The following is a 14,396-nucleotide window of genomic DNA, read 5'->3' on the forward strand; positions in this document are numbered from 1 at the left end:
CTTCTTCCATCTCGATGGCTTCCCGAATGGCTATGTTTCCCGCAAGTGCCGCGCTCATCCTCGGGGCGCTTGTTTTTTATCCCGCCTCGGCGGCATTCGCCCAGACCGAACCGGCGCCCCCGTCGCAGATCACGGGAGCGTGGCCGCAGGTGAAATGCGAGCGCTGGCGCAGCGCCTATGACGAGGCGCTCAAGCGTTTTGGCAGGAAGGGGCTCGGCCAGGAGTTCATCGCCGGCAACGAGGCGTTCATCAGCTCCGGTTGCCAGAGCCCGCCGGATGTCTGCCCGCGCAGCGCCGAGGAGCTCAACTTCGCCAATGTCATGGTGATGGCGGGCATGAACGCCGGTCTCGCCTCGACCTTCATGCCCTATGCCTGCCGGAAATCCTGACCAGAGTCCGCTGCGATCAGCTTGCACCGCAAGCTGATGTGCCTCCTGGCGAGCAGGCATCGCCCCATTGCGGTTGCCCAAACGCCATCAAGCGTTTATGTGCAGCGCAACGAATTCCAGATTCACTCAGACAGATGGCTGTGCCGGCCGGGGTCTCCCTGCCGGCTCGCGGTCATGAAACAAGGCCCCGACCGCATGTCCATGCGCAACATCGCCATCATCGCCCACGTCGACCATGGCAAGACCACGCTGGTCGACAAGCTGCTGCAGCAGTCCGGCACCTACCGCGACAACCAGCGCGTGATCGAGCGCGTGATGGACTCCAACGAGCTGGAGAAGGAGCGCGGCATCACCATCCTGGCCAAGGCCACCTCGGTGGTCTGGAAGGATACGCGCATCAACATCGTCGACACCCCCGGCCACGCCGATTTCGGCGGCGAGGTCGAGCGCATCCTGAACATGGTCGACTCGGCGATCGTGCTGGTCGATGCCGCCGAAGGCCCGATGCCGCAGACCAAGTTCGTGGTCTCGAAGGCGCTGAAGCTCGGCCTTCGCCCGATCGTCGCGATCAACAAGGTCGACAAGCCCGACGCCCGCGTCACCGAGGTGATCAACGAGGTCTTCGACCTCTTTGCGGCGCTCGACGCCAGCGACGAGCAGCTCGATTTCCCGATCCTCTACGGCTCGGGCAAGCAGGGCTGGATGGCGCCCTCGCCGGAAGGTCCGCAGGATCAGGGCCTCGCCCCGATGTACGACCTGATCCTCAAGCATGTACCGGAGCCGCGGATCGAGGAAGGCCCGTTCCGCATGCTTGGCACGCTGCTCGAGGCCAATCCCTATCTCGGCCGCATCATCACCGGCCGCGTCGTCTCGGGCTCGGCCAAGCCGAACCAGCAGATCAAGGTGCTGTCGGGCGATGGCACTCTGGTCGAGAACGGCCGTATCACCAAGATTCTCGCCTTCCGTGGCCTCGAGCGCACGCCGATCGAGGAAGCCATCCCCGGCGACATCGTCTCGATCGCCGGCCTGGTCAAGGGCTCGGTTGCCGACACCTTCTGCGACCCGTCGGTCGAGACGCCGATCAAGGCCCAGCCGATCGACCCGCCGACGGTGTCGATGACCTTCATGGTCAATGACTCCCCGCTCGCCGGCACCGAGGGCGACAAGGTCACCACTCGCGTCATCCGCGACCGCCTGTTCAAGGAGGCCGAGGGCAATGTCGCGCTGAAGATCGAAGAGGCCAAGGATAAGGACTCCTATATCGTCTCCGGCCGCGGCGAACTGCAGCTCGCCATCCTGATCGAGCAGATGCGCCGCGAGGGCTTCGAGCTCGGCGTCTCGCGTCCGCGCGTCGTGTTGAAGCGCGATGAGGCCGGCCAGCTGCTCGAGCCGATCGAGGAGGTCATCATCGACGTCGACGAGGAGCATTCCGGCGTCGTCGTGCAGAAGATGTCCGAGCGCAAGGCCGACATGCTGGAGATGCGTCCGTCGGGCGGCAATCGCCTGCGCCTCGTCTTCCACGCCCCGACCCGCGGCCTGATCGGCTATCAGGGCGAATTGCTGACCGACACGCGTGGCACGGCGATCATGAACCGGCTGTTCCATGACTATCTGCCCTACAAGGGCGAGATCGGCGGGCGCCGCAACGGCGTGCTGATCGCGATGGAGACCGGCGAGGCCGTGGCCTACGCGCTCTGGAACCTCGAAGACCGCGGCCCGATGATGATCGAGCCCGGCTGGAAGGTCTATCAGGGCATGATCGTCGGCGAGCACACCCGCGAGAACGATCTCGAGGTGAACGTGCTCAAGGGCAAGAAGCTCACCAACATCCGCACCACGTCGAAGGACGAGGCCGTGCGCCTCACCCCGCCGATCCGGATGACGCTGGAGCGCTCGCTCGCCTGGATCGACGATGACGAACTCGTCGAGGTCACCCCGAAGTCGATCCGCCTGCGCAAGGGCATCCTCGACCCGAACGAGCGCAAGCGCTCGCAGAAGCAGAAGGCCGAAGTGGCCTGAGCTTGGCCGGGGCCGACGCCCCGGTCGAGATCCTGCTGATCACCGGCCCGGCCGGGATCGGCAAGTCGACCCTGTGCTGGGAGATGGGCGATCTGCTGGCTGAGGCCGGCATCGCCCATGCTGCGATCGAGAGCGACGAGCTCGACCGCGTCTTCCCAAAACCCGGTGCGGAGGACCTCGCTCCCCTGGCACCGGGCGCTCGCGATGTCAGCCAGCTCAACCTCGCCGCGCTCTGGGGCACTTATCGCGGGCTCGGCCACACCCGGCTGATCATGTCGGGCGTGATGCTCCATGTCGGTTTCGACAAAAGCTGGATCCTCGCCGCGATCCCCGATGCCCGGATCACCGTGGTACGCTTGCGGGGAAGCGAGGGAAGCCTGCTCGAACGTCTCGACCGGCGGGAGACGGGCGCGGGCCGCGAGGCCCAGATCGAGCGCTCATTGCGTCAGGCAAAACGCATGGCGAGCGAAGTCGCGGACGATTTCATCGTCGTTGATACGGACGAACTCACGCCGGCGGAACTGGCGCGTGACGTGCTGGCCAGGAACGGCTGGCTGCAGACCCCTGCCTGACGGGGCCGGCCTGTTCGGTCATCGCGGACCCGCCCTGCAGTAGCAGCCATTGTCTCCCGCTGCCGGCTCTGCTCCCTTGCGCTCCGCGATAAAGGGGAAGGATTTCACCATGCAGTTCCGCAATCTCGGCCGCTCCGGCCTGCGCGTTTCGCTCGTCGGCCTCGGCTGCAACAATTTCGGTGGCCGGATCGACCTGGAGGCGGCGCGCAAGGTCGTCGATGCCGCGATCGAGCATGGCATCACCCTCTTCGACACCGCCGACATCTACGGCAATCGTGGCGGCTCGGAGCTCGCGCTCGGCGAGCTGCTCGGCACCCGCCGCAAGGACATCGTGCTCGCCAGCAAGTTCGGCATGAACATGGACGAGGAGGGTGTGAAGAAGGGTGGCTCGCGGCGCTACATCGTCGAGGCGGTCGAGGCCTCGCTGAAGCGGCTGCGGACCGACTGGATCGACCTCTACCAACTGCATCGGCCTGACGCGCTGACGCCGATCGAGGAGACGCTGCGGGCGCTCGAGGACCTGATCCGCCAAGGGAAGGTCCGCTATATCGGCTGCTCGAACCTGTCGTCCTGGCAGGTCGCCGATGCCTATTGGACGGCCAAGACGCTCGGCACAGAGGGTTTCGCCTCGGCCCAGGACGAGTACAGCCTGCTGGTGCGCGGCGCCGAGAAGGAGCTGATCCCGGCCATCGGCCATTTCGGCATGGGGCTCCTGCCCTATTTCCCGCTCGCCAACGGCCTGCTCACCGGCAAATACCAGCGCAATGCCCCGATGCCGGAAGGTGCGCGCATGACCCGCGAGGCCCAGCGCGCCGGCGAGGTGCTGACCGAGGCGAACTGGGGCAAGACCGAGAAGCTCGCCGCTTTCTGCGAGGCGCGTGGCAAGACGCTGCTGGAGCTCGCCTTCTCCTGGCTCGCCGCTCAGCCGGTCGTTTCCAGCGTCATCGCCGGGGCGACAAGGCCCGAGCAGATCGCTGCCAACGTCAAGGCAGCCGACTGGGCGCTGACCGCGGAGGAGCTCGCCGAGATCGACGCGATCACGCGCTGAAATCCGCCGCGAGAGCGCCTCAAAGAAGCCCAACGGCGAAGCGACATCGTTAATCTTGCCTCCCGCCGCCGCGACGGGGCAGGGAGACTGTTGTCAAATCCTCGCGCCTGGGGCTTCCTTGCGCCGAACTGCGCCGGAGAACGCTGGTTTCGTGATGCGTATCGTTTCCCTTCTGGCCTTGGCTCTTCCGCTGCTTGCCCTGCCGGCTGCAGCGCAGGACAAGCCTGCTGCGCCGCAGCCGGAGCCGATGCGCATTGTCGTGACGCGCAGCGCCGAACCGTGCGAGCCCGAGTGCCGCGAATGGATCGCGGCCCAGGGCGCGATCAGCAATGACACGCTCGCCGAACTGCGTCGCGCGCTCGCCGAGCTGAACGGGCGCAAGCTGCCGCTGCTGGTCTATTCGACCGGCGGCACGGTCGAGGCCGCGATCGCCATGGGCGAGCTCGTCCGCAAGGGCGGACTCGACATCGCGGTCGCCCGCACCGTTTTCACCCAGCGCGACCCGGCGCTCGGCACGATCGATGAACGCAGCCCGCTCTGTGCTTCGGCTTGCACGCTCTTCCTCGCCGGGGGGCAACGCCGCATCATTCCACTGCAATCGCGCATCGGCGTGCACCAGCAGACCATCGTCGAGACCGAGACGACGACGGTGCGCGACTACAAGATCGTGCGCGGGCGCAAGGAACTGGTCGACGAGAGAACGGAGACGCGGACGGTCAAGCAGGAGCAGGCGACCGGCGAAATCGACGCCAAGATGAGGCGCTATCTCAATGCGATGGGGCTCGACCGCTCCTTCCTCGAGACGACGGTGTCGACGCCCGCCGACACGATGCGCTATCTCAAGCCCGAAGAAATGCTCGCGACGACGATCGCGACGGAGCTCGGCTCGGCCACGCTCGCCTTCTCCAGCCTGCGCTCCGGAATGGCGCCGGGCGCGCCTGCCGGCCTGAACACGGCGCCGGTGGTTGCGGCGACGCTGACCGCGCCGGCGACCCCCATCGGCTCGGTCGAGCTCGGCCCGCACCGCGGCGGCAAGCTGCGTTTGGCGCTGTCGATCGGCGAAGGCCGCTACCAGCAGACGATCGTCCTGCAAATGCGGCTCCTGTTCGGCGATGCCCAGATTCCGACGCGGCTCCGCACCGTCACGCTGACCCTCCCGAACGGCCCGCCCATCGTCGCGCGCAACGATGACGGCAGCGATCCCGACGCGCCGATGACGGCCGATGTCCTGCGCGAGACCTTGTGCGGCCTGACCGACAGGACATCGATATCCCTGAAGATCGAGCCGCCGGCGGAAGACGGCGTTCCCTCGACCTGGCAGCGCAATGGCACGGCAGCCGAACTCCTGCGCCTGCCGACATTGCGCACGACGGTTTGCCGCTAGCAAAGCCTGCGACCAAATTCCATCCGGAACCAATCGCTTCTCGGCAGGCGCAATCGATTACATGCACGCATGGCGTGCAGTAACCGCTGCCTTCAATGTGTGCTTGACAGTGCCCGACCCGATAAGCTCACCTGCCCTCAATCAGACGCGCCGCACGAAAGCGCGCGGCCGCAATCGAGGGAGAAACGCCGTGTTGAGACGCCATCTTCTCGCCGCGGGCCTCGCGCTGGCGGTTTCCGGCAGCGCCTATCCCGCTCTCGCCCAGAGCAAGGGCCCGGTGGTCGGCGTCAGCTGGTCGAACTTCCAGGAAGAGCGCTGGAAGACCGACGAGGCGGCGATCAAGGCCGCGATCGAAAAGGTCGGCGGCACCTATCTTTCGGCCGACGCGCAGTCATCGCCGGCCAAGCAGCTCACCGATGTCGAGAGCCTGATCGCGCGCGGCGCCAAGGCGATCATCGTATTGGCGCAGGATGCGCAGGCGATCCGCCCGGCGGTGCAGAAGGCGGTCGACGAGGGCATCGCGGTCGTCGGCTATGACCGCCTGATCGAGATCCCGCAGGCCTTCTACCTGACTTTCGACAATGTCGAGGTCGGCCGGATGATGGCGCGCGAGATCGTCAAGGCGAAGCCCGAGGGCAACTACGTCTTCATCAAGGGCTCGAGCTCGGACCCGAACGCCAATTTCCTGTTCCAGGGCTCGATCGAGGTGCTGAAGCCCGCCATCGACGCCGGCAAGATCAAGAATGTCGGCGAGGCCTATACCGATGGCTGGCTGCCGGCCAACGCCCAGCGCAACATGGAGCAGATCCTGACGCGCAACGCCAACAAGGTCGACGCCGTCGTCGCCGCCAATGACGGCACGGCGGGCGGCGCCATCGCCGCCATGGCGGCGCAGGGCCTCGCCGGCTCGGTGCCGGTCTCCGGCCAGGACGCCGATCGCGCCGCCCTGAACCGTGTCGCGCTCGGCACCCAGACGGTGACGATCTGGAAGGATGCGCGCGAACTCGGGCGCAATGCCGCCGAGATCGCGATCAAGCTCGCCGGCGGCGCCAAGCTGACCGAGGTTTCCGGAGCCACGGCCTGGGACCAGGGGCCGAGCAAGGCCAAGATGACCGCGCTCTTCCTGAAGCCGGTGCCGGTGACCAAGGATAACCTCAACGCCGTCATCGAGGCTGGCTGGGCCCCGAAGGCCGCGGTCTGCCAGGGCGTCGGCGCCGGCAAGGTCAAGGCTTGTGACTGAGGCTGTGCCAGCGCCGGTTTCGCCGGCGCCGGACGCCAAAAGCCTTTCTGATCATCTGCGCGCGATCGAGTTCGATGCGCGGATGGTCGGCATGATCGCCGCACTGGCGGTGATCTGGTTCGGCTTCAACTGGCTCTCGGGCGGCGCCTTCCTGACGCCGCGCAATCTCTGGAACCTCTCGGTCCAGACCGCTTCGGTCGCGGTGATGGCCTGCGGCATGGTGCTGGTCATCGTCACCCGCAATATCGATCTCTCGGTCGGCTCCATGCTCGGCTTCGTCGGCATGGTGGTCGGCCTCATCCAGGCGCGGCTGCTGCCCGATCTGATCGGCTTCGAGCATCCGGCTACCTGGCTGCTGTCGATGCTCGCCGCCGTCGCGCTCGGCGGGCTGATCGGCCTGTTTCAGGGCGCGCTGATCGCCTATCTCGCCATTCCCTCCTTCATCGTCACGCTCGGCGGCCTGCTGGTCTGGCGCGGTGGCGCCTGGTGGGTCACGCAAGGCCAGACCATCGCGCCGATGGATTCGCGCTTCCGCCCGCTCGGCGGTGGCATCGAGGGCGCCATCGGCTCCTCGGCCTCCTGGGCGATCGGCCTCGTCATCTGCGCCCTGATCGTCACCGCGATGGCCATGGCGCGTCGCCGGCGCCAGCGCTACGGCTTCGCGCTGCGCCCGCTCTGGGCCGAGATCGCGCTGGCTGCGCTCGCCTGCGGCACGGTGATCGGAACCGTGTTGATCGCCAACGCTTATCTCCTGCCGGCCGGTGTCGCCCGCCGGCTGACCGAGGCGCAAGGCGGAACCTGGCCCGAGGGCGGGCTTGCCATCGGCCACGGCCTTGCCGTGCCGGTGTTGCTGGCGCTCGCTGTGGGCGTCGCGATAACCTTCCTGACGACGCGTTTGCGCTTCGGCCGCTATGTCTTCGCAATCGGCGGCAATCCGGAAGCCGCGCAGCTTTCCGGCGTCAATACGCGAAAAGTGCTGATGCTGGTCTATGGGTTGATGGGTGCGCTCGTTGGCATCGCCGCCTGCATCTCGACCGCCCGCCTCAACGCCGCGACCAATTCAGCCGGTCAGCTCGACGAGCTCTACGTTATCGCCGCGGCGGTGATCGGCGGGACCTCGCTCGCCGGTGGCGTCGGCACGATCGTCGGCGCGATGCTGGGGGCGCTGGTGATGCAGTCGCTGCAGTCGGGCATGGTGCTGATCGGCGTCGATACGCCCCTGCAGAACATCGTCGTCGGCATCGTGCTCGTCCTCGCCGTCTGGCTCGACGGGCTCTATCGCAAGCGGCTGGGGTGAGGGAGGCAACGATGGATGCGACCACCCCCTCGTCGAGATGCGCGAGATCTCGATCGCCTTCGGCGGCATCAAGGCGGTCGACCATGCCAGCGTCGACCTCCATGCCGGCGAGGTCGTCGGCTTGCTCGGCCATAACGGCGCCGGCAAGTCGACGCTGATCAAGATCCTGTCGGGGGCCTATCGCGCCGATGCCGGCGAGATCAGGATCGCCGGCGAGCCGGCTTCGATCGCCTCGCCCCGTGACGCCAAGCGCCACGGCATCGAGACGATCTACCAGACGCTCGCCCTGGCGGACAATGTCGACGCCGCCGCCAACATCTTCCTCGGCCGCGAGCTTTTTGACCTCCTGGGGCACGCTCGACGATAGTGCGATGGAATCCGAGACCCGCAAGGTGATGGGCCGGCTCAACCCGCATTTCCGCCGCTTCAAGGAGCCGGTGAAGGCGCTCTCCGGCGGCCAGCGCCAGTCGGTCGCGATCGCCCGCGCGATTTACTTCAACGCCCGCGTGCTGATCATGGACGAGCCGACGGCGGCGCTCGGCCCGGCCGAGACGAAGCAGGTCGCCGACCTCATCCTCGAGCTGAAGAAGCAGGGCATCGGCATCTTCCTGATCAGCCACGATTTGCATGATGTCTTCGACCTCGCCGATCGTCTCAGCGTGATGAAGAACGGCAAGGTGGTCGGCACTGCCCATGTCCGCGACGTCACGCAGGACGAGGTGCTCGGCATGATCATCTCGGGCAAATGCCCACCCGGCGCGGTGGCCGGGCCGGGGGCGCTGCGGAGTTAGGATTGCGTGGCCGGGCCCGCTGGTCGAGCGGACCCGGCCGGTCGTTCAGGCCGTGGCATGCGGCTCGTGCCGGTAGTCCCAGACCGCCCAGGCCGAGACGGCCGCCGTCAGCAGGCCGATGATCAGATGCGTCCGGAAAGCGCCGACATTGCCGGTGAAGCCGAGGATCCAGGGCGCGGCGATCAGCCAGAGGCCGAGCGCCAGGTTCACCCATTCCTCCCATTCGGCGAAAGCGGCGAGCGCCGCGATCGCGATCACGGCGAGAACGGCACCGACCAGCCAGGCATTGCGGGTCGGCATGGTGTCGGCCAGGAAACCCATCATCCAGGGCGAGATGAAGAGGAGCGCGCCGAGGATCAGGTTGAGCCAGTCCTGCGGTCGCTTTCCATTCATATTCGCGGTCAACATGATCACCTCCATCGGTGAAGATCATCCAACCACGGCGCCTCACGCACGAGGCGCTTGGTTGAATTCATTATACACCTGTAGCAGAGCCGGCTCAAGGACTGGCCGATAAACGAACATGGCCGGCGCGATCCGGCCATGAGATGCCTGACAACTTGACGCGGTCGGTATTCGACTTCGTCGTGACTTCAACGAGCCGGGCGGCTCACTTGGCCGCGAGCAGTTCCTTGACCTGCAGCAGCACCAGCTCGTTGTCATCCGCCTTCTTCGGGTCGCGCGACGACGAGAACGGCAGATTGTTGTCGTTGCCGACGACGATGATGCCGTTGGCGAGATCGACCACGTCGACGTTCTCGATGGTGAAGAACGGGAAGGGCAGCACGCCGTCGATGGAGCCCTGCTTGGCCTTCTTGTCGGGATCGGCGATCTTCATCAGGTCGATATAGCCGACCTTGCGCACGCTCTTGCCGACATTGGCGTCGGTCATCTCGATCTTGACGATGCGCTTGAACTTGGCGAGGTCGTGGAAGCAGTCCGGGCCCTTCTGACTGGGCGCGCAGGCGCGGTCGGCGGTGCCTTCGCCATTATCACGCTCGATGATCAGCGCGGTCGTGGCGTCGATCATGTTGAAGTCGCCGATGGCGAGGCCTTTCTGCTCGAGCGGGAAGAACCAGGAGCGGCCGGTCCACTTCTCGGCCTGCACATCGAATTCGAGGATGCGCAGCACTTCCTTGCCATCGACTTCTTCATTGCCCTTGGTCTCGGCGTTCCAGAGCGGTCCTTCCAGCAGCGGATAGAGGAAGCGGCCGTCCGGCGACTGCGCCATGCCCTCATAGCCTTTCGAGCGGCGGACATTGAACTCGACCGGGAGATTTGGCGCGCCGGGCGTGGTCACGGCGTAGTGGTCGGGCGAGCGGGTCGGCTTGCCGTCGACCGTCGTCTCGAACACGGCCTCGACCTTGCCGGTGGCGTCGACGCGGATCAGGTAGGGGCCGAACTCGTCGCCGATCCAGTATTTGCCACCGATCGGCTGGATCGACTCGGGATCGAAATCGGCGCCGGTCAGATAGCGCTTCTCGGTGCCTTCATTGGCGATGCGGAACGGCACCTTCTTGTCGGGATCGTGCAGGAAGGTGGTCGCGGTGCGCTCGATCTTGCCGCCGGCGAAATCGGCCTTGAGCTTGTGGAAGAACAGCATCGCGTCCGGCGAATTCGCCTTGGCGCCGAAGCCGTTGTCCGTCAGCACCAGGAACTCGCCATTCCCCAGCGAGCGGATGCCGGAGAAGCCCTGCACCGGCTGGCCGGCGAAGGGGGTGGAGAGACCGGTCGGGCGGCCGCCCGAAGTGCCCATCACCGTGCCGACCTGCTCGACGCGCTTGCCGGGGGTGATGAACTTGCCGGAGACCTTGAGATCGGCCGGCGCATCGGCAGGGGCCGGGATGATGGTATTGGCCGGCAGCAGCGCATGGCCGACCAGCTTGGCCGGGAACTCTTTTGGCGCATCCTGCGCGCCGGCGAGCAGGGTGGACGACAGAAGAAGAGCGGCGGCGAGGCGCAGACGCATGGGACACTCCGGTTCAGGGAAAAGCGGGACGGCCCCGCTTCGCGTCCGGAGTTTGCAGCCGCGCGACAACGCAGTGACGCTTGCGTGACGGCGAACCAAATCGCGTGCGAGCTCGTCAGCCGGTCGCGAGGAAGCGACGCACGAAGCTCGCCCCGCCATCCCCGGTCCAGACCTCGCCGACACGGGCGAGCGATACCAGAATCGCGCGCACCGCCGGCCTGACCCTGAGACCCTGACGGAAGCGCAGCGCGATCGCATCGGCGTCGAGCGGCGCGTGCGAGACTGCCAGGATCGCGAGCACCGCTGCCACCCGCTCGACCGGTTGTATCGGGAAGATCGGCGTGCCGCCGCCCGGAACCGGCAGCGACAGCAGCTCGGCCGCCTCGATCTGCTCGCTGACCGCGGCCTCCCGCCCGAAGCGCGGCCGTTGATAGTCCGGCCGCAGCCAGCGTCGTGCCCCACGCTCTTCCTCGCGGGCCCGGTCGCGATTGAGCGCCACCAGCAGCGCCAGGATCGTTTCGTCGTCCGCATTGGCCGGGAGCCCGTAGGCGGTAGCGACCGCCGTGTCGATCGCCTCATGATGCTCGTTCAGGATCAGCACCAGGCCGCGATCGCGGATATCGCCCTCGGCGGAGGAGAGCGGCCTGCCGGCGAGGATCGCCTCGCGGACATTGTAGAGCTTGGTCAGCGTCAGGTCCGGATGTCGCTCCAGCACCTCCTTGCGCAGCACGTCGAGCGCTTCGGCCGGTTCGCGGATCGCCTGCTTCTGCATCTCCGCAATCTCAGGGAAGGGGAAGGGATCGAAACAGCGCGATTTGGAATAGCGCGGGTCGTTGCCGATGCCGAGCCAGCCGCCGGCCTGCAACGCCCAGACACAATGGACGCGCGACGACAGCACGCCGAGATGGAAGGCGTCCGACAGCGCGACGGCGACAAGCATGTTGTCCGGCAGGATGCTGGCGTCGAGAAACTGGAAGACGCGGTGCTTGGTTGTCTCGACGGTCGCGATGTAGCGCTGGAGGCCCGCGAGGGCCGGGCGCAGTTCCTTGCGCGGTTCGCCGAACAGCCACCACAGCTCGCGATAGCTCGCCCGGTTGTTGACGTCGCGCCCGACGACCTGTCCACTCGCGTCCTTCTCTTCCTTCACCCGCAGCTTGACGTGTTGGTAGACCTCCGGGAAGCGCTCGCGCACCTGGGCGGCGGTCAGTCCGAACAGATCGATCGCCATGACGTTGCGTGAGCGCGCGGTAAGGTCGCGGCCATTGCGATAGCAGCGGAGATGATCAGCGAGCCCCGGTCGTGTGCCGAGCCCGAGTGTCTCTGCCTCGGCGGGCGTGACGATGAAGCCGGCACCGTGCAGCTTCACGCCCGGCGAGCACAGGCCCTCGTTCGCGAGCAGGCCCGTGGTCTGGGTGATGTCGACGCCGATGCTGAGGTCGGAATTGATCACCCCCTGCCGCTCGCGCACCTCCACCCGCGGCTGGTCGGTGTCGAGCCCGGATTCCGCGATAACCTCGAGCAGGCGTCCCCCTGCCGGCCGGATGCCGCGACCGTCATCGCGATCCGTACTGCCGCCGTATCCTTGCCGGCCTTGGTCCAGGGGTGGTCGGCGATGGCGAGCAGCAGCGAGATCGGCTTCTTCGCATTCAGGTGCCGCTCGACGACGCGGCGCTGGAACAGCTGGGTGATCGAGTTGGTGGTGACGAAGCCAAAGCGCCGGAGTTTCGTTCCCGGCAGGGTGAGCAGTTCGGCGGCCCGGTCCCACCAGTACATGACGAGGTCGGCGCTCTCGTTCATCTGCGGATAGGCGGCGCGCAACGCCCCGACATAGCTCTCGCCCAGTCGCCCGCGCAGGTCCTTGCCACCGATGAAGGGTGGATTGCCGACGATGAACTCGACCTCCGGCCAGTCCGGCCGACGCGGATTGCGCGGCGCGACCTCGCGCCGACCTTTGACGAGCGGCACCGGCCAGTCGTCCCAGACGAGCAGGGCATCGCCCGGGACGATCTGGGCGAGCTCCTCCAGGATCGGCTCGCTCGGCGCGAAGGCGCGAGTCCGCAAATGCCATTGCAGATAGCCGATCCACAGCATCAGGTCGGCGATCGCGACGGCGCGGCGATTGGCGTCGATGCCGAAGAACTGCCAGGGGCCGACGCCGCGCGCGCCGAAACCGCCGAGCTGTTCCGCCGCCCCGAGCTCGGCGGCGACTTCCAGGACTTCGCCTTCGAGCCGCTTCATCAGGTCCTGGGCGACATGCAGGAAATTCCCGGTTCCACAGGCGGGATCGAGCACGCGCGTCTTGCTGAGCTGGCTATGGAAATCTTCGACGAGCGCGAGCGCGCTCTTCAGGCTGCCGCCGTCACGGGCCTGCTGCGCCGCGGTCAGCACGTTGCGCCAGTCGTCGCGCAGCGGAGCGATCACGGTCTCGACGACCAGGCGTTCGACATAGGCGCGCGGCGTATAATGCGCGCCCAGCCTGGCTCGTTCGGCCGGCTCCAGCGCCTGTTCGAGCAAGGTGCCAAAAATGGCGGGATCGACCAGGCTCCAGTCATGCTCCGCGGCTGAGAGCAGCTCGGCGATGCCGTCCCGGCCCAGCGCGAACACTTGCGGCTCCGCGAACATGCGGCCGTTGAAGCGCTTCAGCTCGGCGCGGACGGCGGAGGAGTAGCGGCCGAGATCCATGGCCCGCCAGAGATCCTCGACCAGCGGTTTGAAGCTCTTCGGCGCCTCGAGGCACTCGCGCAGCAGCCGCTTGAAGCTGTCAGCCGGGATCAGGCGGACATCCTCGGCGAACATGGTGAAGACGCAGCGCATCAGGAACAGCGCGACGTCCTCCGGATCATGCCGGCGCTCCAGCGCCTTCGAGACCAAAGCGAGACGTTGGGCGATCTGGCGCGTCGCCTGGGCGGCCTGGCGGGATGGGTCGAGCGAGAGCGGATCGCTCCAGATGCAGGCGATCCAGGCCCGGATGGCGGGATCGCGCAGGTCTTCGAGATAGACCCGGAAGCGGTGCCGGTCGGGGAACTGGGCGTAGTTCTTCCCCTGCCCGGAGAAGTCCGCATAGAACTCGAAGCAGTGGCCGACATCGCAGAGGATGATGAAGGGCGGCCAGCCATGCGAGGCGGGCAGGGCGCGGCAATATTGTTCCGCCTGGCGCTTGGCGTTCAGCATCATCACGTCGAGGCCGCGATCGGCGCCGCGTCGCCCGCGAGGTGTCTCGGTCGGTTCGTCGTCCGTGCCACTGGCCGGCAGGATTTCCTTGGGCTGGCCTTTCAGCCGCTTCTGCTTGGCCTCCATGGCGAAGCAGATCTTCCGGTAGAGGTCGATCCGGCCAGTGGTCGCGGAGCCGTCGGGCCCGAGCTGCCGGACCGGATACTCGAAGCGATAGGTCACCGCCTCGGGGTCGCTGGTCGGTGGCTGCGGGCGCTCCGTTCGCAGCAGCACGCAGAACTCGCTGATGAAGGACGGAAACGACGCCCGTTCGGCCCCTTCAGACATGCGCCAGCGCGCGATGAAGGCCTCGACCTCCACCGCATCCGGCGCGACCTTGCCCCCGACATGGTCGCCTCTCCCGATTGTATTTATGATTTGATACAAGTAGAAGTTGATTTCTCCTCTCCTGTCAACTCCTGTCACCAACGCGCTGCCGCCCCCTCGCATCGACGGCAAATCGCGCCCATATTGCGG

11 protein-coding genes and 1 pseudogene are annotated in these 14,396 nt (G+C 66.6%); 8 read left to right on the forward strand and 4 right to left on the reverse strand.

Translation table 11 applies throughout. The features are described from left to right. Nucleotides 1-26: 26 nt before the first annotated feature. The 8 genes and pseudogenes from QO058_RS17595 (at nt 27) to QO058_RS17630 (ending at nt 8,740) form a co-directional block, all read left to right on the forward strand. Entirely contained in the window at nt 27-389 is a 363-nt protein-coding gene (locus tag QO058_RS17595) for a hypothetical protein (protein ID WP_284167575.1), read from the forward strand. A gap of 195 nt (nt 390-584) precedes the next feature. After that, nucleotides 585-2,408 (forward strand): translational GTPase TypA, encoded by a 1,824-nt coding sequence (typA, locus tag QO058_RS17600; RefSeq protein WP_284167576.1) that lies wholly within the window; start codon nt 585-587, stop codon nt 2,406-2,408. 2 nt (nt 2,409-2,410) lie between these two features. Further along, nucleotides 2,411-2,980, forward strand: a complete 570-nt coding sequence (locus QO058_RS17605; RefSeq protein WP_284167577.1) for a P-loop NTPase family protein — start codon at nt 2,411-2,413, stop codon at nt 2,978-2,980. A gap of 109 nt (nt 2,981-3,089) precedes the next feature. After that, complete coding sequence (locus QO058_RS17610; protein WP_284167578.1) at nt 3,090-4,028, forward strand: aldo/keto reductase; 939 nt, start codon at nt 3,090-3,092, stop codon at nt 4,026-4,028. A 154-nt stretch (nt 4,029-4,182) separates the two neighbouring features. Continuing rightward, a complete protein-coding gene (locus QO058_RS17615) occupies nt 4,183-5,412 on the forward strand; it encodes a COG3904 family protein (protein WP_284167579.1) in 1,230 nt (409 codons plus the stop codon). Nucleotides 5,413-5,602: 190 nt separating this feature from the next. Then, nucleotides 5,603-6,652, forward strand: a complete 1,050-nt coding sequence (xylF, locus tag QO058_RS17620) for a D-xylose ABC transporter substrate-binding protein (RefSeq protein WP_432211948.1) — start codon at nt 5,603-5,605, stop codon at nt 6,650-6,652. A 4-nt stretch (nt 6,653-6,656) separates the two neighbouring features. Beyond that, nucleotides 6,657-7,949: a sugar ABC transporter permease gene (locus QO058_RS17625; RefSeq protein ID WP_284172940.1), complete on the forward strand. Its 1,293-nt coding sequence runs from the start codon at nt 6,657-6,659 to the stop codon at nt 7,947-7,949. A gap of 37 nt (nt 7,950-7,986) precedes the next feature. Further along, nucleotides 7,987-8,740: pseudogene (locus QO058_RS17630) on the forward strand (ATP-binding cassette domain-containing protein). A gap of 45 nt (nt 8,741-8,785) precedes the next feature. On the opposite strand, the gene QO058_RS17635 reads toward QO058_RS17630, so the two are convergent. The 4 genes from QO058_RS17635 to QO058_RS31150 form a co-directional block, all read right to left on the reverse strand. Continuing rightward, complete coding sequence (locus QO058_RS17635; protein ID WP_284167580.1) at nt 8,786-9,148, reverse strand: SPW repeat protein; 363 nt, start codon at nt 9,146-9,148, stop codon at nt 8,786-8,788. 202 nt (nt 9,149-9,350) lie between these two features. Further along, nucleotides 9,351-10,709, reverse strand: a complete 1,359-nt coding sequence (locus QO058_RS17640) for an esterase-like activity of phytase family protein (RefSeq protein WP_284167581.1) — start codon at nt 10,707-10,709, stop codon at nt 9,351-9,353. A gap of 115 nt (nt 10,710-10,824) precedes the next feature. Next, nucleotides 10,825-12,159 (reverse strand): type IIL restriction-modification enzyme MmeI, encoded by a 1,335-nt coding sequence (locus tag QO058_RS31145; RefSeq protein WP_347975402.1) that lies wholly within the window; start codon nt 12,157-12,159, stop codon nt 10,825-10,827. Then, on the reverse strand, nt 12,156-14,306 hold the full coding sequence (locus QO058_RS31150) for a DNA methyltransferase (protein WP_347975403.1): 2,151 nt from the start codon (nt 14,304-14,306) through the stop codon (nt 12,156-12,158). The genes QO058_RS31145 and QO058_RS31150 overlap by 4 nt, the downstream gene beginning before the upstream one ends. Nucleotides 14,307-14,396 lie beyond the last annotated feature (90 nt).

Origin of the sequence: Bosea vestrisii, from assembly GCF_030144325.1 — a bacterium.
Classification (GTDB): Bacteria; Pseudomonadota; Alphaproteobacteria; order Rhizobiales; family Beijerinckiaceae; genus Allobosea; species Allobosea vestrisii_A.